We start from the raw sequence: 23,925 nt of genomic DNA, 5'->3' as shown, positions 1-23,925 counted from the left end.
CCCGGCCGGGGGCCGGGTCAGCCGACCAGGGCGGGTTCGCGCTTCTCCGCCAGGGCCTCCACGCCGAGCAGGTCGTCGGGGAGGGCGTCGGGCATCTCGGCGTCGAAGCGTGCCAGCCGCCGGATCCGCAGCGCACCCGCCACGACCAGCACCATGCCGACCGAGCAGAGCAGGAACATGAAGGCCACGCCCCGGCCCGGGCCCACGCCGACGATCGTGCCGGCCGTGGACGCCAGCGCTCCGTGCGGGGCGAGCAGACGGTTGAAGAACTCGGAACCGAAGGGTGCCACCAGTCCCATGCCGATCGGCAGGGTGGACCAGGCCACCAGCGTGTTCAGCGCGAAGACCCGGCCGTGGTAGCGGTAGGGGACCTTGAGCTGGACGATCGTCGAGTACACCGAGTTCATGATGGTCAGGAAGAACGTCAGGGCGAACGCCCCGGCGCCGATCAGCCAGAGCGAGGGCCGCAGGCTGACCAGGACACCGCCGGCGGCCATGCAGACCGTGGTGACCAGCACACCGTGGAACCGCCGGCTGCGCGGCCCGCCCCACAGCGCCATCGTCGTCCCGCCCAGCATCACACCCAGGCCGGTCACCACGGAGACGCGGCCCACGTCGGCGAGCGTGGCAAAGGAGAGCACCAGCGGGGAGACCAGGAGCAGCAGCGGGGAGAGGAAGATGTTGAGCACCGCGAAGAACGCCAGGATCGAGCGCAGTCCGCGGTCCCGCCAGGTGTAGCTGAAGCCCTTGGCGATCTCGGTGGTCAGCGGCTCCCGGGGCCGCCAGGGCAGGGTGTTGGGGAACCGGACGAAGAGCACCACACCGATGGCGAAGGCGTAGCTGATGACGTCGATGACGACGATTCCGCCCAGGCCCATCAGATTGAGCAGTCCCGCGGCGATCAGGGGCACGACCAGCTGGGCGACGCCATTGGTCATCTGGGTCACGCCGATGGCATGGCCCAGGTACTGCTTGGGCACCAGCTGCGGTACCGCGGAACCGTAGGCCAGCCGCTGGAAGGTGGTACTGACCGACAGCGCCGTGATCAGGATGTAGATCTGCCAGAGATGGATGCCGCCGGTCAGCACCAGCACCGCCAGGATCGCCTCGATCCCGCCGGAGGCACAGTCGGCGAGCATCATGACGCGTCTGCGGCTGCCCCGGTCCACGATCGCTCCGGCGAGCGGCGAGATCAGCAGGCCGGCCAGGTTGAGCACCGCGAGCAGGGAGAACTGGGCGATGGACTTGGAGTCCACCAGCACGGTGAGCGGCAGTGCCCAGCCGGTGAGCGCCGAGCCGATCAGGGAGATCTGCTGGCCGCCCGCGATCGTGAGGAAGCGGCCCATGCTCGGCCGCACCTCCGAGTCCGCCCGCTCCTTGGCCGCCGCCTCCGACTCCGGGGTGGCGACCTCCTGCACCCACCAGGTGTCCTGCTCGCCGCGGGGCGGGGGCGCGTCCAGCCGGGTGTGGGTGCGGACCACATCGGCCAGTTCCTTCGCCCGGTAGCGCAGGAAGAAGTGCCCGCCCTCGTCGAGGACGACCAGCGCCGAGGTGTCGGTGAGGAAGCGCCACTCCTTGTAGCGCTCCTCGTAGAGCTGGGTCGCCGGGTCGCGGTCCCCCACCACGGAGACGATCGGGGCGCGCATCTTCTGCCGGTCGGGCGCGTCGAAGAGCTTGGTGAAGTACTCCTCGGCGGCCTTGGAGTCATGGCGCATCGTACGGATGATCCGGTCGGCGACCGCCGGGTCGAGCTCGTCGAGGTCGACACCGCGGGCCTTGAGCGAGTCCAGGTCGCTCTGGCTGCTGCGCAGCCGCTCGAAGAAGTCCGGGCGGGTGAGCCTGCGCCACATGCCGCCCGGCTTGGCGAACGGGAAGATCGCACCGATGTAGCAGGCTTCGACCCGCCGCCCCTCGGCCTCGACCCGGCGGGCGAGTTCCACGGCGAGTGCGGCGCCGACGCCGCAGTGGCCGTAGATGACGAGCGGACCCTCGATCTGGAGGATCTCCTCGGTGGTCCGCGCGGCCAGTTCGTCGAACTCCATCGGCTCCTCGTCCAGGCCGATGTCGTTGCCGGGTATGGAGAGCGCGTACAGGGCCTCGTCGGCCGGGAGCGCGTCGGCGAGCGGCTGGTAGACGATGGCGCTGCCGGACCCGTACGGCACGCAGACATAGGTGACCGTGGCGGTGCGGCGCGGGGTGAGCCGCTGGAGCAGGGCCCGCGGTCCGTCGGGGACCGCCTCGGAGGCGAAGTCGGCCAGTTCGCCGACGGTGCGGCAGGAGAACATGTCGACCAGGCCGACCGGCCGGCCGCCCGCGGGCAGCGCGGTGCGGAGCTTGGCGACCACCTGGATCGCCAGCAGCGAGTGGCCGCCGAGGTCGAAGAAGTCGTCGTCCAGGCCGATCCGTTCGACCTCCAGTACCTCGGCCCAGACGGCGGCGATCACCCGTTGGACATCGGTGGCCGGTTCGCGGTACTCGGCGGCGGTGACCTCGGGCGCGGGCAGCGCCTTGCGGTCCAGTTTGCCGCTGGGGGTCAGCGGCAGCGCGTCGAGCGCGACGAAGTGCGAGGGGACCATGTAGTCGGGAAGAGTCCCGCGGATCGCGTCCCGTGCCTGTGCGGCCTCGGCTGGTCCGTCGACGAGATAGGCGACCAGGCGCTTGTCCTCGCTGACCACGACGGCGGCCTCACGGGCGCCTGCCTTGTCCCGCAGGGCGGCCTCGATCTCGCCGAGTTCGATCCGCAGGCCGCGGAGTTTCACCTGGTTGTCGAGCCGTCCGAGGAACTCGACGGTCCCGTCGGGCAGTCGGCGGGCGGCGTCGCCGGTGCGGTAGAGGCCGTCGACGAAGCGTTCCGCGGTCAGCTCGGGCCGCCGGTGGTAGCCGAGGGCCACCGCGACCCCGCCGAGGTGCAGCTCTCCGGGGACACCGACCGGCACGGGTTCGCGGTGGGCGTCGAGGATGTGCATGGTGACGTTCTGGATGGGCGTGCCGATGGGCGTGCGGGCCCGTCCCTCCAGCCCGGCGGGGGTGCACTGCCAGGAGGAGACGTCGATGGCGGCCTCGGTGGGGCCGTAGAGGTTGTGCAGCTCGGCGGGGAGCGTCTTCAGGCAGCGCAGCGCCAGGTCGACCGGCAGCTCCTCGCCGCTGCAGATGATGCGGCGCAGCGAGGTGCAGTTCGCGGCGCCGTCCTCGGCGAGGAAGAGGCCGAGCATGGTGGGGACGAAGTGCGCGGTGGTGACGCCCTCGGCCTCGATCAGCTCCCGCAGATAGCCGGGGTCGCGATGGCCGCCGGGCTCGGCGAGCAGCAGCCGGGCGCCCGAGAGCAGCGGCCAGAAGAACTCCCAGACCGAGACGTCGAAGCTGGCCGGGGTCTTCTGCAGGACGGTGTCCGCCGCGGTCAGGCGGTACTGCTTCTGCATCCAGTCCAGGCGGTTGACGATGCCCCGGTGGCTGTTGGGCACACCCTTGGGGCGGCCGGTCGAGCCGGAGGTGTAGATCATGTACGCGGGGGTCTCCGGTCCGCCGGCGGCCTCCGGGGCCGTGGTCGGCTGCCCGTCCCACAGCTCGGCGCGGTCCAGCCGCAGGACGGTGGCGTCACCCGTGGCCGGTGCGTCCTCCCCGGCGTCGTCGATCAGGCGGCTCTGGGTGAGGACCACCGGAGCCGCGGCGTCGGAGAGCATGAACTCCAGCCGCTCCGCCGGGTACTCGGGGTCCAGCGGCACATAGGCCGCACCGGTCTTCATGGTGCCCAGCAGTCCGACGACCAGCTCCAGCGAGCGCTCGGCGAGGACGCCCACCAGGGAGCCGGTGCCGACGCCCTCGGCGAGCAGCCGGTGCGCCACCTGGTTGGCACGTGCGTCCAGTTCGGCGTAGCTGAGCGAGGAGCCCGCGATGGTGACGGCGGTCGCCTCGGGGGTCCGCCGGACCTGGTCCTCGATCAGACCGTGGAGCGTGGCATCCGAGGGGAAGTCGGCGGCGGTGTCGTTCCAGGCGTCAAGCTGTTCCCGCTCGGAGTCGTCCAGCAGCGGCAGCCTGCTGACCGGTGTGCCGGGCTGTGCGAGGGCGGCCCCCAGCAGGGTCTCCAGGTGCCCGGCCATCCGCTCGACGGTGGCCGCCTCGAAGAGCGAGGTCTTGTAGGTGAAGGTGCACGCGAGTGCACCGTCGCCGGTGGGTACGACGTAGAGCTCCAGGTCGTGGCGGGAGGAGCCCGGGGCGAGCAGGTAGTCGCTGACCTGGAGGTCGCCGCTGCCCTCGGCGCCGGTGGCGGCGGGGAAGTCGTGCATCGAGAAGAGCACGTCGATCAGGGGCTGCCTGCTCGGGTCGCGCGGCACATTGAGTTCGTCGACCAGGCGGGCGAACGGCAGCTCCTGGTGGTCCAGGGCGTCGATCACCACGTTCCGGGTGCGGCTCAGCAGTTCGGTGAAGGAGGGGTCGTCCTCGAGCCGTGCCTGGAGGACGAGCGTGTTGACGAACATGCCGACCACGCCCTCGAACTCCGGCCTGGTGCGCCCCGCCACCGGGGTGCCCACGCCGAAGTGCTGCTGACCCGTGTACCGGGAGAGCAACGCCTCGAAGGCGGTGAGGACGGTCATGAACCGGGTGGCGTTGTGCCGGCTGCCCAGCTCCTCCACGGCGGTGGTGAGCCCGGCGTCGAGGATCCGCACCACGGAGGCGCCCTCGAAGCGCTGACGTGCGGGCCTGGGCCGGTCGCAGGTCAGCTCCAGACGCGGCAGGTCGGCCAGCTCGCCCACCCAGTGGGCGGTGTCCCGCTCATGGGTGCGCTCGCGCTGCCATGCCGCGATGTCGCCGAAACGCACCGCCGGCGGCTCCGGGTTCTCCCCGCGGTAGAGCGCCAGCAGGTCGCGGACCAGCAGCTGGGCGGCCTGGCCGTCGGCGACGAGGTGGTGCGCCAGCAGCGCCAGGACATGGTCCTCGCCGCTGCGCTCGACCAGCAGTGCGCGCAGCAGCGGTCCATGCGCGGGGTCGAGCGGGACACCGCACTCGGCGTTGATCCGGGCGACGGCCTCCTCCTCGGTCGCCGCCTCGGCCCGGGCCAGCGGCACGGCCGCCTCGTCCACCAGCAGGACCGCGGGGCGGCCGTCCGCGTCGGCCGGGAACCGGTGCCGCAGGCTGTCGTGCCGGCGGGGCAGTTCGGCGAGCGCCTGCTCCAGCCGCGCCACATCGAGCGGGCCGTGCAGTCGGACGGCCAGGACGATGGTGTACGTGGCGGTCCCGGGGCTGTACTGCTCCATGAACCACAGGGGCTCCTGGGCCGGGGCGAGCACCGGCTCGCTCCCCTCGGGCCGGGCCGGGATGCCCTGCGTCTCGCGGCGGGCGGTCAGCCTGCGTCTGAGCAGTTCCCGCTTCGCCTCGGACAGTTCGACGGCCGACATTCAGTTGAGCCCTTCTACGGAGTTCTTCAGCGCCCGCAGGAAGAGGGCAGCGTCTCGGCCGTTGATCAGCCGGTGGTCGTAGGCGAGCCCGATGTTGGCGGGGGCGCCGTCCTGTGGTGAGGTGACCGCCAGCGCGCAGACGGTGCCGGGCAGGATGAAGGGGACGGCCAGCACCACATCGGCGTCGGTGTGGAGGGTGACGACGAAGTTGGCCCCGGTGAGGTCCGCCTCCCGGAAGGCTCCGGTGGTGGCGGCCAGGCGGTACTTCATCAGCTGGGTGGCGATCTCCCCGATGGTGCGGTCCGCGGCGTCGCGGATGCAGGGGACGTAGAGCCCCTCGCCGAGGTCCACGGTGACCCCGATGTGCGGGGCGTCCGCCAGGGTGGCGGTCGTTCCGTCGACGGCGGCGAAGAAACGGGGGAAGTCCCCGTGCAGCGCGGCGACATGCTGGACGAAGAGCTCGGCCAGGCCCACCGGACGGCGCACGGTCCGGGTCAGCTCCCGGGCCCGGGTGAGCGCCGGACCCAGATCCATCCGCACCACGGTGTACGCGGCCGGGATGGTCCGATGGGAGAGCTCCACCGCCCTGGCGACGCCCAGCTGCACCCCGGCCAGCGGAGTGCCCTGAGCACTGCGCGCATCGGACGCGGCGTCAGGAACGGCGGCGTCGGCAGCCGAAGCGCCGGGGACCGGCCGGAGCGCCTCGACGTCGGCGAGGCGGACGACGGGTACGCCGAGGGAGGCGATCTGCTCGGCGGTGATCCCGAGTTCGTCGATGCGGGCCTGCGCGGGGCGGGTGACCACGGGGCCGCCGGAGCCCGACTGCGTATCGGTGCCCGGTACCCGAGGCACCGGGAGGGAGGGCGCGGAGCCGTCCCCCACCTGGGCTATCGCCTGGCCCGGCCGGCAGCGGGAGCCCACGGTGGCGATGTGGCGCAGTGTGCCGGCGGTGTCGGCCTCCACTTCCTCGGCGGCCTTGGAGGTCTCCAGGACCACCACCGGATCACCGGCGAGGACCGGATCGCCGTCCTTGACCAGCCACTCGGTCAGCACATAGTCGGTGTCGTTGTTGTTGAGCTTGGGAACCAGCAGGTCAGCCACGCAGAGTCTCCAGGATGGCGCGGTGGACGGCGGAGGCACTGACCAGCACCTCACGCTCCAGATGGGGGGCGGTGGGAATCACCGAGTCGGCAGAGTGGACAAGCCTCACCGGCCGCGCCAACTGCGACCAGTACCGCTGATGCAGAACATGGGCCACCTCCGCACCCCACGTCCCACCCGCCGTACCCTCCTCCACCACCACCACATGACGGACCGACGGCAGCTCGACCTCGACCGGATAGAGCCGCGAGGGAACCAACAGCGTGCAGACCACCTCCTCCTCCACCAGCAGCGACCGCATCGCCTCCATGACCCGATGCGCCACTCCCCCACCCGCCACGATCACACAGTCCGGCTCCACACCCTCCAGGAACACCCGGGCCGTCCCACCCTCACGCCGCAGCGAGAACGGCTCCTGCACCTCGTCCATCGCCCGGGTGTACAGAACCTTGTCCTCGAACAGCACACACGGCACCTCACGCGCCAGCATCTCCGCGAACACCTCGGCGTTGTCACGGAACGGCGAGACCTCGTACAACTCCAGCCCCGGCACACCCACAAAATGCTTCTGCAGACTCTGACTGTGCGTCGGACCGTACCCCCGCCCCCCACCCACCGGACACCGCAGCACCATCCGCATCGGCACCCGCGACCCGTACATCGACACCGACTTCGCCGCAAAATTCACCAACTGGTCGAAAGCCAACGTCGCAAAATCACCGAACATCACCTCCACCACGGCACTGTCCCCAGCCAACGCCAGACCCGCCGCCACCCCCGTGATCGCACTCTCACTGATCGGCGTCGACAGCACCCGCTCCGGAAACCGGGTCGACAACCCACGAGTGATCCTGAACGCACCCCCGTACGGATCCAGCACATCCTCACCCAGCACAAACAGCCCCGCCTCACGCTCCATCAACCCATGCAACGCGGCATTCAGATTCTCCGCCACCCTCATGACAACCCCCGCCCCGCCACATCCACAGCCACAGCCTCGACAAGCGCCCTGGCCTCCAGATCCAGTTGCTCGAACCGCACCGGCTGCGCCTGCGCATACCGCGGATACCAGTCAGCCGCCCTCGCCTGCGCCACCGCCGCCTCGGACCGGGTGTCATCACCCTTGCTGTGCGGCCCCAACCGCTGCGTGGCAAACTCCACCACCAACGGCACCCCACCACGAACCGCCTCCACCGCAGGACCCAACAACCGCCGGATCCCCGCCACATCCACCGAATCGGTGAACCGGTACTCCACCCCGAACGCCGCAGCCCGCCCCGCAATACCCCCCGCCAAATGACGACCCGTGGGCGTGGACTGCGCAATCCCGTTGTTCTCCACCACCACCACCAACGGCAGACCCCACAACGACGCCAGATTCAACGCCTCGTACACCGCACCCTCACCAAAGGTCCCGTCACCGACATAGACACACGCCAACGACCCCGGCTCCACCCGCTTCAGATGCAACGCCACCCCACACGCCACCGGCAGACTCTCCCCCTGCACCCCGGTGGACACATACCGCTCCCGCCGAATGTGCTGACTGCCACCCACACCACCACAGACAGCACCCTCACGACCCATGATCTCCGCCAGCAACCCCTCCGGATCCCGGTACCGGGCCAGATAGTGCCCATGCCCCCGATGGTTGCTGAACACATGGTCACCGGGGGCCAGCAACCCCTCCATCGCCACCGGGATGTACTCCTGCCCCAGACAGGTATGAGTCGTCCCGTTCAACATCCCCCGCTCGAACAACTCCAGCAGCTTCAACTCGAACGCCCGGATCGTCAGCATCAACGACAGATCCTCGTCCGACAGCTCCAGGGGCGGGGCGTGCTCCGGCAGCGCGACCGCGGGGGCGGTCATCGTCTGATCACGGCAATCACGCCCGCGATGGTGGGGTTGTCGAAGAAGTCGTCCAGCGAGATCTCCAGCCCCAGCTGCTGCTGCATACGGGCCACGATCTGAGTGATCGTCAGCGAGTGGCCGCCCAGGTCGAAGATGTCGTCGTCCAGCCCGATCGGCGCCAGCTCCAGCACCTGCTCCCAGATCGCCCGGACCTCCTCGACCAGCGGATCGCCTGCGGACACCGCCGCTGCCGCCGCTGCCGCCGGCGATGCCGGAACGGAACTCTCCGATGTGCCGGCGCTCTGCGGCGGTACGGCCGCGAAGTCCGCCAGGCCGCCCAGCGGACGCCCGGGCTCCTGGGCGACCGCGGCGAGCAGCCGGGTCAGGTCGTCGGCGAAGCGCCCGGCGTCGGACAGCTCCAGCGGGTCGTGGCGGAGGCTCGCGACGGCGCCCTGCGCCCCGTGGGCGATCTGCAGCTGCAGGACGCCCCGGACGCTGTGGTTGAAGGCGAGCCACTGGACGTCGCCCAGCGGGCTCGGTGCGTCCGGCAGACGCCGATAGCTGATCGACACCGGGGCGAGCGCGGCATGCGGCCGGATCCCGGGTACCGCCCGGGCCAGCGGAACCTCACGGAAGCGGTAGAGCTCCCGCAGTTCGGCGCGCACCTGCGCGGCGAACTCCGCGAAGGGCGTCCCGGCGGCCGGCCGGGAGAAGAGCGGCAGCTCATTGACATAGGGACCGATGTGGCCGGACTCCGCCTCCGTGCGGGTGGAGAGGTCCAGAGCGGTGACCACCTCGGGGTTCCCGTACGAGCCGAGCAGTGCATGGACCGCGGCCACCAGAACCTCGAACGGCGTCACTCCGTCGAGTGCGGGGATCTCCAGCGGGAACTCCAGCACCTCCGCGTCGGCGGCTCCGCGTGAGTGCAGCACCTCACCGGGTACGGCGGTGCCGGTCGGCTCGTGCCAGCGCCCCGTCCAGAACCCGGCGGCGTCCTCCAGCCGGGCTGCCACCCGCTCGCGCTGGGCGCCCACATGGTCGGAGTGCACCAGGTCGGCGGGTGTGTCGCCCCGGTAGTAGGCCGCCAGATCGGCGACCAGCAGGTCCTTGGAGTGCCCGTCGAAGACCAGGTGGTGGGCGACGACGACCAGGGTCTCCTCACCGACCAGGGCGAAGCGGACCAGGGGACCGGTGCCGAGGTCGAACGGCCGGGTGACGACCTCCTCGATCGACTCCGCCGACTCCAGCGAGGGCAGTTCCGCCGTGGGCACCAGCCGGGGTTCGCCGTCGCTCTCCCGCAGGGCGCTGCCCAGCAGCGGGTGCCGCTCGACGACGGCGGCGCAGGCCTTGGCGAGCGCGCTGCGATCCGGGGCCGTGGCAAGGCTGATCACAATGGGCATGTGGTAGGCGGTCGCAGCGCCCATTCGTGCGGCGATCCACATCCCGTGCTGGGTGAAGGAGAGCTGGCTCAAAGGACGACCTCTCGAAGTGCGCGTTTGTCCACCTTGCCGCCGTGGTTGCGCGGCAGGGCGTCGAGCGTGAGGAGGTGGTGCGGCAGTTCATGGGGGGCCAGACGGTCCTTGAGAAAGGTCCGCAGGTCGGCGTGGTCGACAGTGCCCACCACGGCGACGGCGACCGCCTTGCCGAGCGCAGAGTGTGGCACGCCGAATGCGGCGGCCTCCACGACGTCCGGGTGCTGGTACACCGCCTCCTCGACATGGAGGGTGGAGACCTTGTGCGCACCGGACTTGATGACGTCGCTCTCCCGGTCGACCAGATAGAGGTAGCCGTCCTCGTCGAGGTAGCCGAGGTCGCCCATCCGGACCCAGCCGCCGCGGAAGACGGTCTCGGAGGCGGCGTCGTCGCCGTAGTAGCTGCGGGTGGCCGTCGGGGAGCGCATCCACACCTCGCCAGTGGTGTGCGCGGGCACCGGCTCACCGTCCGCCGTGGCGACCTTGACCGCGCCGCCGGACGCCGGCCTGCCGACGCTGGAGGGGCGCTGCGCGTCGTAGAGCATCACGGTCTGCGCCGGGGCGGCCTCGGTGGAGGTGTAGTAGTTGGCGATCGTCGCCTTGGGGAAGGCCGTGGTGAGTTCGGCGGCGACCTTGCCTGGCAGCGGCGCGGCCGCGGAGCCCAGCAGCAGCACGCTGGACAGGTCGGACCTGGTGTGCGCGCCCGCGGCGAGCAGTTCGATCGCCATGGTGGGGACCAGGAACACCGTGCCGGCCCGGTACTGCTCGATCATCCTGGCGAAGCGGCCCGGGGTGAAGCGGCCGAGGGTGACCACGGCGGGATGGGCGCCGATGGCGTTGGCGAGCATCCACTGTCCGGCGTTGGTGCCGATCGGGAAGGCGTGCGCCAGATGGCGGGAGTGCGCAAACGGCCTGCGGCGGCCGCCCCAGCCGTGCGCCAGGTTGCCATGGGTGGCGGCCACGCCCTTGGGCCGGCCGGTGGTGCCCGAGGTGTACAGGATCTGCGCCAGGTCCCCGGCCCCGGGCGGCGCCGGCTCTCCTTCGGCGGTGGGGAGTTCACCCGGGCGCAGCACCAGCGTCGCACCGCAGTGTCCGAACATCGCGTCGGTGTCCGCCCGGCTCAGCCTGTCGGAGAGGGGGACCGCGACGGCTCCGGCCTTCAGTACACCGAAGAAGGCAACGGCGTACTCGAGCCAGTCGGCGTTGCCGAAGACCAGCCCGATCCGCTCACCGCGGGCGACTCCGCGGCCCAGCAGACCGGCGGCAACCGCGTCCGAACGCCGTTGCCACTCAGCGAAGGTCAAGGTGCCGACGCCGCTGACGGTCATCGCCTCGCGGTCGGGCTCTGCCTCGGCACGTGCACGAAGCAGCTCGCACAGGGTCGTGCTCACGTACTGGTCGTCCCCCTGTTGTGGCGCCGGATGCCGGCGGCAAAAGAAAGGAAGCGGCTCAGCGTCGATGGCGAGCACAACCCCCGGTAACAGCTCATTGACTGAGCCGGGCTCAGACTGACATCCTCCCCCAGACCCGTCAACCCTCCGGACGTCGGTCGAGCATGTGAATCACAGGCTGTCGAATCGCTTGCTCGGACCCGTGGCCGTGGCGGAGAGTTCCGGTGCCCAGGGCACCGGGACCGCACTCGCCATCCCGCACACGCCTGCCCCGCCACGGAGAGACCTGTGAAGACCGGACCACTCTCGTTCAGCCAGCAGAGACTTTGGTTCCTGCACGAGTTCGACCCGGACGACCCGTCGCACAACACCGGGTACGCGTACCGGCTGCGCGGAGTGCTGGACGTCGCGGCGCTGGAGGCGGCCTTCACCTCCGTGGTGGAGCGGCACGACGCGCTGCGCACCCGGTTCACCGCGGAAGGGGGCGAGCCCCGGGCCGTCGTCGAGGACCCCTCCCCGCTGGTGATCGAGCACGTCGAGGCGGCCTCCGCCGAGGAGGCGGAGCGGCTGGTCGCCGGGTGGGCCAATATGCGGTTCGACCTCGCCGCCAGGCCGCCGTTCCATGTGGCCCTGGTCCGGCTGGCCCCGGACGACCATGTGCTGTGCGTGGTGCTGCACCACATCAACGGCGACGGCTGGTCCTTCAATGTGCTCAGGGACGAGGTGGCGGACCACTACGCCGGACGCGCACCGGCCGACGCCGCGCCGCAGTACAGCGAGGTGGTCGCGGCGGCCGACGAGCCGGCCGATCCCACCTGGTGGATCGACCGGCTGGCCGGCGCGCCGGACCTGGAACTGCCCACCGACCGGCCGCGGCCCCCGGAGCGGAGCACATCCGGCGGCGAGGTGCGGTTCGACCTCTCCTCCGAGGTCGTCGCCGAACTGCGCACCCTGGCGCGGCAGGCCCGCTGCACCCCGTACATGGTGCTGCTCACCGCATTCCAGGTGCTGCTCGCCCGGCACAGCGGGCAGCACGAGTTCTGCGTCGGCACCCCCGCGGCGGGACGCGGCCGGCCCGAGCTGGAGCGGGTGATCGGGTTCCTGTCGACCACCATGGTGCTGCGCTGCGACCTGTCGGGCGACCCGAGCTACAGCGACCTGCTGCGCGCCACCCGCAGAAATGTGCTGGCGGCGCTCTCCCGCCCGGATGTGCCCTTCGAGCGCCTGGTCAGCGCCCTCGCGGTCGAACGCGATCTGAGCCGGACACCGCTGTACCAGGCGATGTTCGCGCTCCACACCCACGGGGACGTGAAGGAGCCGCTGCCGGGCCTGGCGGCCGAGCCCTTCCCGTTCGGCTGGCACTCCGCCCGCTGCGATGTCTCCCTCGACCTGTACGAGCTGCCCGACGACAGCCTGCACGCCTGCCTGATCTACAGCACCGACCTGTTCGACCACGGCACCGCCGAACGGCTGGCCGAGCGCTTCCAGCAGCTGCTGACCTCCGTCCTGGCCGACCCCGAGCAGACCGTCGGACGTCTGGAACTGCTGCCGCCGGCCGAACGCGCCCTGCTGGACTCCTGGAACGACACCGCGGCCGAGCTTCCCGAGTCCAGCCTGGTCGACCTGGTGCTCGCCCGGGCCGGGGAGGCTCCCGAGGCGGTAGCCGTCGTCTCCGGCACCGACGTTCTGACGTACCGTCAACTTGTCGCGGCCGCCTCCGGACTGGCCGGTCGGCTCGCCGAGCGCGGCATAGGCCACGGCTCGCGGGTCGCCGTCCAGAGTTCGCGTCGTGCACAGATGGTCGTCGCCCTGTTGGGCGTCGCCATGTCCGGAGCGGCGTACGTTCCGATCGACCCGGAGTACCCCGAGGCGCGGATCGCCTATGTCGTCAAGGACTGCGGGGCGGCCCTGGCCCTCACCGACGCCGACCTGGACGACATCCTGGACACCCCGGCGGCCCCGGAGGCCGTGCAGCGGCCCCGCCCGCAGGACACCGCCTATGTCCTGTACACCTCCGGGTCGACCGGGAACCCCAAGGGTGTGGTGGTCCCGCACCGCGCCCTGGCCAACTTCCTGCACGCCATGCGGTCGCTGGTCGGCTCCGCGCCGCAGGACCGCTGGCTGGCCCTGACGTCGCTCTCCTTCGACATCTCCGCGCTGGAGCTGTACCTCCCGCTGGTCACCGGCGGCCGGGTGGTCGTCGCCGACGGCGACACCGCACGCGACGGCGCCGCCCTGGCCCGGCTGATCACCGACGAGGGCCTCACCCACGTCCAGGCGACCCCCTCGGGCTGGCGGCTGCTGCTCACCGGCGACTTCCCACCGGTCACCGCGCTGACCGGCGGTGAGCCCCTGCCGCAGAAGCTGGCGGTGGAGCTGCGCTCCCGGGTCACCAGGCTGGTCAATGTGTACGGGCCCACCGAGACCACCATCTGGTCCACCGCCTGGGAAGTGCCGCAGCAGCCGCAGCGCATCACCGTCGGCGGGCCGATCGCCAACACCACCGTGCATGTGGTCGACGCACACGGTGCCCCCGCGCCGATCGGAGTCCCCGGTGAACTGCTGATCGGCGGCGCCGGAGTGGCCGACGGGTACCTCGGACGGCCCGAGCTGACCGCCGAACGGTTCGTCGACCGCGACGGCGAGCGGGTGTACCGCACCGGCGACATGGTCCGCTGGCTGCCCGACGGCACCCTGGAGTTCTTCGGGCGCTCCGACGACCAGGTGAAGCTGCGCGGCCACCGTATCGAACTGGGTGAGATCGCCGCGGCCCTGGAGACACACCCCGGGGTGCGGCAGGCCGTGGTCGCCGTCAGGGACGAGAACCTGGTGGCCTTCCATGTCGCTGCGGACGGCGCACCGGGCGGCGACGCGGACGCCGCCGCCGGCCGCGAGGCGCTGCGCGAGCACCTCGCCCGGCAGCTGCCCGGCTACATGGTGCCCACGCAGTACGTCCGCCTCGACGCGCTGCCGCTGACCCCGAACGGCAAGGTGGACCGCAAGGCCCTGCCGCACCCGGGCGACGAGCGGCGTGCCACGGGCCGGCCGCCGGGGACGGACGCCGAGCGCGTCGTCGCCGGGATCATCGCGGAGGTCCTGGGCGTCGAGGACGTCCAGGCCGACGACGACTTCTTCGCCCTGGGCGGGCACTCCCTGCGCGCCGCGATGCTCACCGCACGTCTGGCCGCCCGCACCGGCGCACAGATCCCGGTGAGCGAGGTATTCCGGCAGTCCACCGTGGAGGAGCTGGCACTGCTGGTGGAGTCGGCCACGCCCGGTACGGTGACCGGCCCGGTGCCGCTCCCGCCGGGCACCGTGGCACCGCTCTCCTTCAACCAGGAGCGGCTGTGGTTTCTGCACCGGCTCGACCCGCAGGACGCCTCGTACAACATGTGGCTGGTCAAGCGGCTGAAGGGGCCGCTGGACGAAGCCGCCCTCCAGTACGCGCTGGATGCGGTGACCGAGCGTCATGAGATCCTGCGCACCCGCTATCCCGAGGTGGACGGAGCCCCGACCGCCGTCGTGGAGCCGCCCGCGCCGGTCCCGGTGGAGCGGCTGGCCGCGGCCGGTGAGGCGGAGGCACTGGAGCTGGTGTCGGCCAGGACCAACACCCCCCTGGACCTTGCCTCGGCCCCGCCGCTGCGGGCCGGTCTCATCAGGATCGCCGAGGACGACCATGTCCTCTGCCTGGTGATGCACCACATCCTCGGCGACGGCTGGTCGCTGAACCTGCTCTACGACGAGCTGGCGGCGCTCTACTCCGGCCGCCGACTGCCGCCGCTCCCGGTGCAGTTCGGCGACATCGCCGCCTGGCAGCGCGAGCAGGACACCACCGGGATGTTCGACTACTGGCAGAAGCGGCTTGCCGAGCCCACCCCGTTGGCGCTGCCCGTCGACCGTCCGCGCACGACCGTCCCGAAGCGGAGCGGCGGCGTGACCGCGATCCGGCTGAACGAGCAGGAGACCGCCGCCCTCGCCCGGCTCGGCCGGGACCGCAGATGCACCATGTTCATGGTGCTGCTCGCCGCCTACCAGGCCGTCCTGGCCCGGCACACCGGCACCGACGACATCCTGGTCGGCACCGTGACCGCGGGCCGCGACCGGCTGGAGCTCGAACCCGCCATCGGCTATCTCACCGACGTCCTGGTGCTGCGCGGCGACCTGGCCGCCGACCCGTCCGTCGCCGAGCTGCTCGACCAGACCCGCAATGACGTCGTCGAGGCCTTCACCCACCAGGGGATCCCGTTCGAGCAGCTGGTGGCGCAGCTGCACATGACCCGCAACTGGTCCAGCGCCCCGCTGTTCCAGACCATGGCGATCCTGCACACCCAGGGCGCGGACCACGACGAGGACGGCTTCGCCGGGCTGCACAGCACGGCCTTCGACGGCGGCTTCCAGCAGGCCAAGTTCGATCTGATGCTGGAGGCCTGGCAGGACGACCGGGAACTGCTGCTCTCCCTGGTCTACGACGCCGAACTCTTCGAGCACCGGACCATCGCCGAGCTCACCGAGCGGTTCGCTCTGCTGCTGCGCGCCCTGCCCGAGCACGCCGGCACCCCGGTCTCCGCCCTTCCGATCCTCACCCCGGACGACCCCGCCCTCATCGAGGGCCCGCCGCTGGGCGACACCCCGGCGGTCCTGGACCTCTTCGACCGGGCGGTGCGGGAGCACCCGGACGCCGTCGCGCTCTCCTGCGGCGACCAGCGCCTCAGCTACGCCGAACTGGACGCGAGGGCCAACCGGATCGCCGAGGACCTGCCGGCCGGCGGTATCGTCGGCATCCATCTGGGCCGCACTCCCGACGCCATCGCCGCGATGCTCGCCGCCTGGCGGGCGGGCAGCGCCTATCTGCCGCTCGACCCGGACTACCCCGAGCAGCGGCTGGCCTTCATGGTGGAGGACAGCGGCGCCTCGGTCGTCCTGACGCCGGACGGGCCCCGGCGGCACGCCGAACCCGCCGGGACCGACGCGGCCTATGTGATCTACACCTCCGGCTCCACAGGTGTCCCCAAGGGCGTCGCGGTGGGCCACGGGGCGCTGGCCGCACGGGTGGCCTGGATGCGTGAGGACTACGGGCTGGGGCCCGCCGACCGGATCGTCCAGTTCGCCTCACTGAGCTTCGACACCCACGTCGAGGAGATCTTCCCTGCGCTGGCCTCCGGAGCAAGGATCGAGCTGCTCCCCGACGGCGCCATCACCCTCACCGACCACCTCGACGGCGTCACCGTCCTCGACCTGCCCACCGCCTACTGGCACCACCTGGTGGACGAGATCGACCAGATCGCCTGGCCCGACACCCTGCGCCTGGTCATCCTCGGCGGCGAGCAGGTCCACGAGGGCGCGGTGGCCCGCTGGCGCGAGCACTTCGGCGACCGGGTGCGGCTGGTCAACACCTACGGCCCCACCGAGGCCACCGTCATCGCCACCGCCGCGGACCTCACCGGCGACGGGCGGCCCCCGATCGGCCGTCCCATCGGCGGCACCGGCATCGTGCTGCTCGGCGCCCACGGCGAACCGGTACCGCCGGGCGCACCGGGCGAGTTGTGCATCGGCGGCGCCGGGCTCGCCGACGGTTACCTCGGCCGCCCCGAGCTGACCGCGGAGCGCTTTGTCACCGTCGGCGGCCGGCGGTTCTACCGCAGTGGCGACCGCGCCCGGCTGCGGCCGGACGGGCAGCTCGAATTCCTCGGCCGCCTGGACGACCAGGTGAAGCTGCGTGGGTTCCGGATCGAGCCCGGGGAGATCGAAGCCCGTCTCGGGGGCCGCGGAGCGGTCGCCGTCCACGGCCAGACGCTGGTCGGCTACAGCGTCGGCGATCCGGAGCCGCTGGCCGCCGAACTGCGTACGGCCCTGCCCGCGCATCTGGTGCCGGCGGTCTGGGTCCAGCTGGACGCACTGCCGCTGACGCCCGGCGGCAAGCTCGACCGCAAGGCCCTGCCGGAGCCCACCCGGACGACGGAGGTGGTAGCTCCGCGCACCGACGCGGAGCTGCTGGTCGCCGAGGTCTTCGCCGAGGTGCTCGAAGTGGCCGACGTGGGCGCGCTGGACAACTTCTTCGCACTGGGCGGCCATTCGCTGCTGGCTGTGAAGGTGATCGCCAGGCTGCGTGCCGCCACCGACGTGGACCTGCCGATCAGGACCCTGTTCGACCACGGGACGGTGGCGGGGGTCGCACAGACCCTGGAGGACCTCCTGTTCGCCGAGCTCGACCAGCTCTCCGAGGCGGAGGCCGCCCGGCTGGTCGCGCAGGCACCGGACGGGAGCGGACCGGACGGAGCATCGATGAGAGGATCCGCATGACCCAACAGGTGATCAAGGAGAGGCTGGCCCAGCTGGTCGCCGAGTCCTCCGACGGCGCGATCCCCGCCGAGGAGGCCCTCGCCGGCGGCACGGCGCTGTCAGCGCTGGGCCTCACCTCCCTCTCCCGGATGAGGCTGATCGACGCGGTCGAGGACGAGTACGGTGTGGAGATCGATCTGGACGACAACGGCTGGGACCTCGTCGACGATCTCGACAGTCTCGCCTCGTTCCTGACGGCCCGCTGACCGCCGCATCGCCGTCGGCCGAAGGCCGCGGCGCCCGAGCCCGGCAAGGGCCGTGGCACGGCGGAGGCGGCGCGCCGCCGGCTGCCGGCCGGACCCGGTGACGGGACCGGCCGGTGCCGGTGTGCCTGCACACAAGAACCTCTTTATGGAGCCGGACACCACGGAGGCTGACCGGGTGTCACGGGGAACGGGTGGATTCATGAGGTCCGACAGTGTGGATTCCATGGCGGCGGCCGGCGTGCAGCAGGCTCCCGCCGGCGGGTCGGGCGGGGCGCCGCAGGGCGCCGCGCAGCCGCCCGCCGTCGCCGCGGAGGCGCCGGCCCTGCAGTGGTCCCCGCCACCGGGGACACAGGACGCACCCGGGACGGACTCCGAGAGCAGCCGGGTGTCCTGGGAGCCGGTCCCGTTCTCCGCGGAGGCCGGCAGCGGACCGATGACCTGGGGCCAGCTGCACATGTGGCGTCCGATGCAGTGGTACGGCGCCGCCTTCGCGTCGTTCAGCATCAGACAGGTGCTGCCGCTGGCCGCTCCCGGCGTGCCGCTGGCCGACTGCCTGGCCGCGCTCCGCCGGCTCGTCGAGGCCAACCAGACGCTGCGTACGCGCTTCACCGAGCGCTCCGCGGGCCCCCGGCAGACCGTCGAGGCCGAGGGAACCCACGTGGTCGAGGTGTACCAGCTGGGTGAGGGCGGCAGTCAGGCGGACGCCGCCGCCGAGGCGGTCGCGGAACGGCGCGCCAGGAAGCTGGCCGCCGAACCGTTCCGCCACAGCCATGAATGGCCGGTCAGGTTCGGCCTGGTGTGCCGCGGCCGCCAGGTCCTGGCGATCGCGATGGTCTCCTCGCATGTGGCCCTGGACGGCTGGACCGTCGAACGGCTCACCGAGTCCCTGATCCGGCTGCTCGCGGATGGCACCGCGGCCCCGAAGCAGGTCTGGCAGCCGCTGGACCAGGCGGAGTTCGAGAAGTCCGAGCAGGGTCGGCGCCAGGACGCACGGGCCATGCGGCACTGGCGGGCCCGGCTGGCCGAGGTTCCCGACACCGCGCCGCGTCCGCCGTACGACGTCCGGGCCGACCCCCCGGTGCAGCAGTGGCGGCTGACCTCGACCGCGCTCGCCGCGGCCTCCATGGCACTGGCGGAGCGCACCGGAACCTCCAGTTCCACCGTGCTGCTGACGCTGGCCGCCACTGCGCTCTCCGCCATCCGGGCCCAGCCCACCGTGGCCGTGCTGATGGTCACCGGCAATCGCCTCACCGAGCGGCAGCAGCAGCTGATGACCTCGACCGTGCAGGACGGACTGCTGGTGTACGACTGCGCCGACGTCTCGCTCGATGACGCCGTCCGGGATGTGTACCGCCGCTCCACCAGCGGCTATATGCGCGCCCAGTTCGACCCGGACTCCCTGGTGGCGCTCACGGACGAACTCGACCGGTCCCGGCGGTACCCGCTCGACCTCACCGGGTACTTCAACGACGCCCGGCTCGGACTGGACTGGTCGATCGGCCGCCCGGCCGGCGCCGCGGCGGGGCACCCCCGCTCCCAGCAGGCCCCCGCGTTCGTCCGCGGCTACGAGCGCAATGACATGACCTACTGCCTGTCACTCGCCCAGCACGGACCCCACTGCCAGGTGTCGCTGCTCATCGACACCGCTCTGCTGCCGCAGGACCGGATCCCGGCCATGCTGACCGGACTTGAGGACCTGCTGTGCGCCGCCGCCGAGGGCGAGGTGGGACTGCGCGAGGTACCCGCCGCACTGGGCCTGCCCGCCGCCCCCTGACCGAAGCCGCCCCCTGACCGAAGCCGCGGCCGGGCCCGCCGGGGACACCGCCCCGGCGGCCCGGCCACCCGCAGGCCCTCCGGGGCCCGAGTGGGGCGGGGGCTGTGGTGGCCGCCGGCGGCCTCCGGGTTCCGCTTTATCTGATGTCCCGTCATATTGGTGTGCGCCAGTGGGGAGACAGATGTGCCGTCTGCCGAGTTGAACCATGTCTTCCGGATCGCTGCACCGCCTCGGGAGGTCTTCGAGCACCTGGCCGAGCCGGACAACTACATCGGCCTGTCACCGCTGGTCGTCGCCGTGCGGGATGTTCACCGCACGGAGGAAACGCTCTCGTACTCGGCTGTCGAGCGGTTCCGGCTCCTGCGGTTCCTCCGGCACGACAACGTCATCAGGGTGACCCTGACAGCTGTCGGCAGCGGCCTCCCCCGGACTGCGGAGATCAGCGGCGAGGTCCACAGCCCTGCGCATGTCCATATGGCCTACCGGTTCGCCATCGCGGGGGACGGAGCAGGCGAAGGGGACGGCAGCATCGTCACCGACACACTGCGGCTGCGAACGCCCCCGTTGCTGCTGCGCTTCGCAGCGTCCCAGGCCCGCGCGGTCCAGGTGAGCAGGGCCCGCATCCTCGCGGAGCGGCTTGCACCGGGATCGCCGCCGACGGCCGGCGACGACCGGGCGTAGCCACGCCCGCCGTCCGACGGTTCGTCAGGTCTGCGTCGTACGGCAAGGTCACCGGTGGGCCCGCGCCCGGAGTGCGCAGCGGGCCGCGCCACGGCCGGGGTGTTGCGCTCCTGCCCCACGTCGATCCGCATACATTGCACCCCATGGCCCGATCTGTCCCGCCGCCGGACCCCTCCGGACCGCATCGGCGCCGGCCCGCACTCCGGGCAGCCTGGAGAGGGTTCCGCAGGTCGCCCTTCCTGGCGGGCACGGTCCTGGTCGCGATCATCGCCGCGGCCGCGGGGCTCTTCGCGGGCTCGTACTGCATCGCCATGGCCAATCCGACACCGCACCGCTTCCCGATGGCGGTCACCGGAAGCTCCCCGGTGGGCGGACGGCTCATCGGTGCCCTGGAACAGACCCTCAATGCCTCCATCGATGTGCACCGGTTCCCCGATGAGCGGTCCGCTCTGCAGGCTGTGGATCGCCAGGAGGTCTTCGCCGTCCTCCGGCTGCGGCCCGACCGGGCGCAGTTGCAGACGGCCTCCGCCGCCGGGGCGTCCATGGCGCGGGTCCTGGCGCAGGCGGCCCCGCGCGCAGGAGCGGCCGCGGGCATCCCTGTCTCGGTCCGCGACATCAGGCCGCTTCAGCATACGGATCCGCAGGGGCTGGCGATCTTCTACATCTCGCTGGCCGGGGTGGTGGTCGGCTTCATCGGCGCCATCCAGTTGAGCGTCCACGCCGGCGGGCTCAACCCCGGCGAGCGCATCGCGTTCACCGCCGCGTACGCGGCCCTGGGCGCACTGTCGATCTGCGCGGTGGTGGACTGGCTGCTCGGCGTGCTCGATCTCCCGTTCCTGGAGTCCTGGGGCATCCTGGCGCTGACCATGTTCGCCTCGGGCATGGTCTTCACCATGTTCAACACCCTCATCAGGCGCTGGGCCATGCTGCCCACCTGGGGTCTGATGGTGATGCTCGGCAACCCGTCCTCGGGCGGGGCGGTGTCCTGGCCGCTGCTGCCGACCCCGCTGGGGTCCATCGGCCGCTGGCTGCCGCCCGGGGCTTCGGTCAACGCCCAGCACACCGCCATCTACTTCGGCCGCAACCAGCATCTCTTCCCCTTCCTCGTGCTCATCTGCTGGGCTGCCCTGGGCACCGCCGTCTTCGTCGTCTGGCGCGAGCGCCACCCCGGCGGCCGTACGTCCTGACCCGCGCTCCGTGTCGGTCTCACCCATACCGCCACCGCCCGGCGTCTCGGCATACCCGGTTCTCCGTCACCGACGACTGGTTCGCGTACTCCACCTACGACGCCTGGAGCGGACTCGGCGCCTGGGACGGCGCCGACAAGGTCAAGGCCCTGGTCTCCACGACCGCCGACGCCGTCGCGGGCGTCAAGGCCTTCAGCCGCGTCTCCTGCTCCTCCGGCGCCCAGCCGGCCCCGTCCCTCGGCGACGGCCAGCGGGTGGCCTGGCTCGACACCACCGCGGCGGATACGGACGTGGTGACCCGCGCCACCTTCGCGGGCAGCTGCGAGTAGTTCCGCACCCGGGGCGTGGACCGGCTCACCGCCCGGACCGGACGGCGTGCACAGCCGTCCGGTCCACGGCGGGGCCGGTCCACGCCCCGTCAGTGTCCGACGGCACCAGAAAAGTTGTGCTCGGCTACGCCCCCCGGGACGCCCGGGGCCGCCGCGCCTCGCCCCCGACTGGGGGGCGGGGCGCGGCGGCCGTGTGCCGGCGACCGGGGTCAGACGGCGAAGAGCAGGCCCGCGCTGAGGAGTACGACGACCGCGGTGGCGAAGTGGATGCCGAAGGCGGTGGCCCTGGTACCGCCGTGGCGCAACACGATGAGGGTGTCACCGAACGGCGCGAGGGCCACGGCAAGCATGAACCATCCCTCGGCGTGGGCGCCGGCGAAGGCGAGCAGAGCGAGGCCCATGATGCCGAAGGTGGTGTCGCGCAGGCCCTTGACCGTCAGATAGGCGGCGTCGCCGTTCTCCTTGGCCGGGACTCCGTAGCCGTCGGCGGCAGGCCGGGGCGCCAGCAGGAAGCGGGCGCCGATCAGGACGACAAAGAGGTCGAGCACGACGGCAAGGCTGTAGGCGGTGGCGGTGAGCACGTCAGTCCCCTTTTTCTAGCGCTGCTAGGAATGGAAGCGACACTATCAGAGCACTGATACGTACGCTAGCGTCGCTAGAATTCTTTCCATGCCCACCCAGTCGCACCGGGAGCGCGAACGCGCGAAGCGCGAGCAGCTGATCATCACGACCGCCCGGAAGCCGGCCGAGGTGGAGGGCTGGGACGGGGTGACCACCCGTCGCCTGGCCGCCGAGATCGAGTACAGCCGGCCCGTCCTGTACAGCCCTTCTCATCCCGATGCGCAGCGGACGCCTCCGCCGGGACGCCCGCAACCACCGCCTCGCCCTGCCGATCCGCCGCTTCGCCCCGCCCGCAGGCGGCCGGTGCACGCCCTGAGGCAGTGCCGGGCCGACCGCCGCGGATCCGTCCCGGGACGACACCACAGGCGCGTGGGACGCCCACCCGCCCCAGAAGCGGCGAGACTCCTGGCGGAGGAGGCCGATTCCGGATCGGCGCCCCCTCCACCAGGAGCTCGGTACCGTCACCCCGCCGGGCGCTCCGTGGCGGCGGGCCGGCAGGCCCACGGCCGCCGGATGTGTCACGCGCCCGCAGCAGGCCTCCGACGGGGAGGGCGGAGAGCCCCGCCCGGACTACCGGCGTGCATCGCGTTCCGCCGCCTCGGCGATGCGCTTGATGTTCGCCAGCCGCCGGTCCCAGTCGGCCGCGAGCGAGGCCATCCACTGCGCCGTCGCATCCAGCGCCGCGGGGCGCACGGCATAGCGCACCTCGCGTCCGACGCGGGTGCCGGACACCAGCCCCGCGGCCTCAAGCACCGCGAGGTGCTTGACCACCGCCTGCCGTGAGACGGGGACCCCGGCGGCCAGCGTCGTCGCTGTGACCTCGCCCTGGGCGGCCAGCAGGTCCAGCAGCCGGCGTCTCGTCGGGTCGGCGAGCGCGGCGAGGACACTGTCGACCGCCTCGACGGCGCCGCGGGGTCGCTCCGTCACGCGGCCGACTGTTCCGCGCGCGTCCTGAACGCGTCGAGCACCTGGGGCCAGCCGCCGGTGTTGTCCTTCAGCGCCTTGCTGCGCAGCTCCTCGGAGCCGGCCAGTGACGCGAAGCCGCTCTCCACGACGCGGAGCCGGGTCCCCTCCCCCTCGGGGGTCAGGGTGAACTCCACGAGGGTGCTGTTGTCCTCGCGCAGCTCCTCCCCGGGGAAGGCGCTGGCCCAGCGGTACGCCAGGTAGGTGGGCGGCTCGACCTTCTCCACCCGTACCGGGAAGTCGCCGTACTCGGCGTTCTTCGCCACCATCGACTCGCCCTCTCTGGCCACCGTGCCGCGCACACTCTCCGGGTCTGCCACCCAGAACCCGGGTTCGGCCACCAGCGACCAGACCCGCTCCAGGGGCGCTGCGATCAGGGTTTCACGTTCGATCCGCTCGTCGCTCATCAGGGCTCCTCCGTCGCGCCATTGAATGCAACTCCAGAGTTGCACATCGCCACCTCAGGTGCAACCCGCGAGTTGCACGCCAGTGCTCCCGGCGCGACCGCCGGGACGCTGTGGGCCATTCGGGGGCGGCCCGTCGAGGCGTACCGGCAAGCATGCAAAAGGGAGGTCAAATAAGGAGGTCAGACACACCCTGCATCCCCGTACGCC

15 protein-coding genes and 1 pseudogene are annotated in these 23,925 nt (G+C 71.6%); 6 read left to right on the top strand and 10 right to left on the bottom strand.

The features are described from left to right. Positions 1-17: 17 nt before the first annotated feature. The 6 genes from AB0761_RS32825 to AB0761_RS32800 are packed head-to-tail and all read right to left on the bottom strand — an operon-like array spanning position 18 to position 11,211. A complete protein-coding gene (locus tag AB0761_RS32825; protein ID WP_377272874.1) occupies positions 18-5,393 on the bottom strand; it encodes an amino acid adenylation domain-containing protein in 5,376 nt (1,791 codons plus the stop codon). Beyond that, positions 5,394-6,494 carry a 2-oxo acid dehydrogenase subunit E2 gene (locus AB0761_RS32820; protein WP_377272873.1) on the bottom strand — a complete coding sequence of 367 codons (1,101 nt, stop codon included), beginning with the start codon at positions 6,492-6,494 and terminating at the stop codon, positions 5,394-5,396. Further along, positions 6,487-7,455, bottom strand: a complete 969-nt coding sequence (locus AB0761_RS32815; protein ID WP_377271348.1) for an alpha-ketoacid dehydrogenase subunit beta — start codon at positions 7,453-7,455, stop codon at positions 6,487-6,489. Before AB0761_RS32815 ends, AB0761_RS32820 begins: the two co-directional genes overlap by 8 nt. Next, positions 7,452-8,366, bottom strand: a complete 915-nt coding sequence (locus tag AB0761_RS32810; RefSeq protein WP_377272872.1) for a thiamine pyrophosphate-dependent dehydrogenase E1 component subunit alpha — start codon at positions 8,364-8,366, stop codon at positions 7,452-7,454. The genes AB0761_RS32815 and AB0761_RS32810 overlap by 4 nt, the downstream gene beginning before the upstream one ends. Beyond that, on the bottom strand, positions 8,363-9,820 hold the full coding sequence (locus AB0761_RS32805; RefSeq protein ID WP_377272871.1) for a condensation domain-containing protein: 1,458 nt from the start codon (positions 9,818-9,820) through the stop codon (positions 8,363-8,365). The genes AB0761_RS32810 and AB0761_RS32805 overlap by 4 nt, the downstream gene beginning before the upstream one ends. Further along, positions 9,817-11,211 carry a class I adenylate-forming enzyme family protein gene (locus tag AB0761_RS32800; protein ID WP_377272870.1) on the bottom strand — a complete coding sequence of 465 codons (1,395 nt, stop codon included), beginning with the start codon at positions 11,209-11,211 and terminating at the stop codon, positions 9,817-9,819. Before AB0761_RS32800 ends, AB0761_RS32805 begins: the two co-directional genes overlap by 4 nt. A gap of 288 nt (positions 11,212-11,499) precedes the next feature. On the opposite strand from AB0761_RS32800, the gene AB0761_RS32795 reads away from it, so the two are divergent. The 5 genes from AB0761_RS32795 to AB0761_RS32775 all read left to right on the top strand — a co-directional run bounded on the left by AB0761_RS32795 (position 11,500) and on the right by AB0761_RS32775 (position 21,398). After that, a complete protein-coding gene (locus tag AB0761_RS32795; RefSeq protein WP_377272869.1) occupies positions 11,500-17,511 on the top strand; it encodes an amino acid adenylation domain-containing protein in 6,012 nt (2,003 codons plus the stop codon). Continuing rightward, positions 17,508-17,756: an acyl carrier protein gene (locus AB0761_RS32790; RefSeq protein ID WP_377272868.1), complete on the top strand. Its 249-nt coding sequence runs from the start codon at positions 17,508-17,510 to the stop codon at positions 17,754-17,756. The genes AB0761_RS32795 and AB0761_RS32790 overlap by 4 nt, the downstream gene beginning before the upstream one ends. Before the next feature lie 199 nt (positions 17,757-17,955). Beyond that, positions 17,956-19,530, top strand: coding sequence for a condensation domain-containing protein (locus tag AB0761_RS32785; protein WP_377272867.1), 1,575 nt, complete (start codon positions 17,956-17,958; stop codon positions 19,528-19,530). Positions 19,531-19,713: 183 nt separating this feature from the next. Continuing rightward, positions 19,714-20,211, top strand: coding sequence for an SRPBCC family protein (locus AB0761_RS32780; RefSeq protein ID WP_377272866.1), 498 nt, complete (start codon positions 19,714-19,716; stop codon positions 20,209-20,211). Between the two features lie 143 nt (positions 20,212-20,354). After that, positions 20,355-21,398: an ABC transporter permease gene (locus tag AB0761_RS32775; protein ID WP_377272864.1), complete on the top strand. Its 1,044-nt coding sequence runs from the start codon at positions 20,355-20,357 to the stop codon at positions 21,396-21,398. Between the two features lie 94 nt (positions 21,399-21,492). Here the strand turns inward: AB0761_RS32775 and AB0761_RS32770 are convergent, their stop codons facing one another. Next, complete coding sequence (locus AB0761_RS32770) at positions 21,493-21,756, bottom strand: hypothetical protein (RefSeq protein WP_377272862.1); 264 nt, start codon at positions 21,754-21,756, stop codon at positions 21,493-21,495. A gap of 180 nt (positions 21,757-21,936) precedes the next feature. Then, entirely contained in the window at positions 21,937-22,308 is a 372-nt protein-coding gene (locus AB0761_RS32765; protein ID WP_377272860.1) for a DUF4267 domain-containing protein, read from the bottom strand. Positions 22,309-22,396: 88 nt separating this feature from the next. Between AB0761_RS32765 and AB0761_RS32760 the strand changes: the two are divergent. Beyond that, positions 22,397-22,552, top strand: a pseudogene (locus AB0761_RS32760) (TetR family transcriptional regulator); the annotation flags it as partial. A gap of 366 nt (positions 22,553-22,918) precedes the next feature. Here AB0761_RS32760 and AB0761_RS32755 read toward each other — a convergent pair. Together AB0761_RS32755 and AB0761_RS32750 are read right to left on the bottom strand one after the other, a co-directional pair. Continuing rightward, positions 22,919-23,275, bottom strand: a complete 357-nt coding sequence (locus tag AB0761_RS32755) for an ArsR/SmtB family transcription factor (RefSeq protein ID WP_377272859.1) — start codon at positions 23,273-23,275, stop codon at positions 22,919-22,921. After that, positions 23,272-23,718 carry an SRPBCC domain-containing protein gene (locus AB0761_RS32750; protein ID WP_377272858.1) on the bottom strand — a complete coding sequence of 149 codons (447 nt, stop codon included), beginning with the start codon at positions 23,716-23,718 and terminating at the stop codon, positions 23,272-23,274. Before AB0761_RS32750 ends, AB0761_RS32755 begins: the two co-directional genes overlap by 4 nt. Positions 23,719-23,925: the final 207 nt, after the last annotated feature.

The organism is Peterkaempfera podocarpi, assembly GCF_042466665.1.
Classification (GTDB): Bacteria; Actinomycetota; Actinomycetes; order Streptomycetales; family Streptomycetaceae; genus Peterkaempfera; species Peterkaempfera podocarpi.
This window is presented reverse-complemented; position numbering and strand designations above follow the sequence as displayed.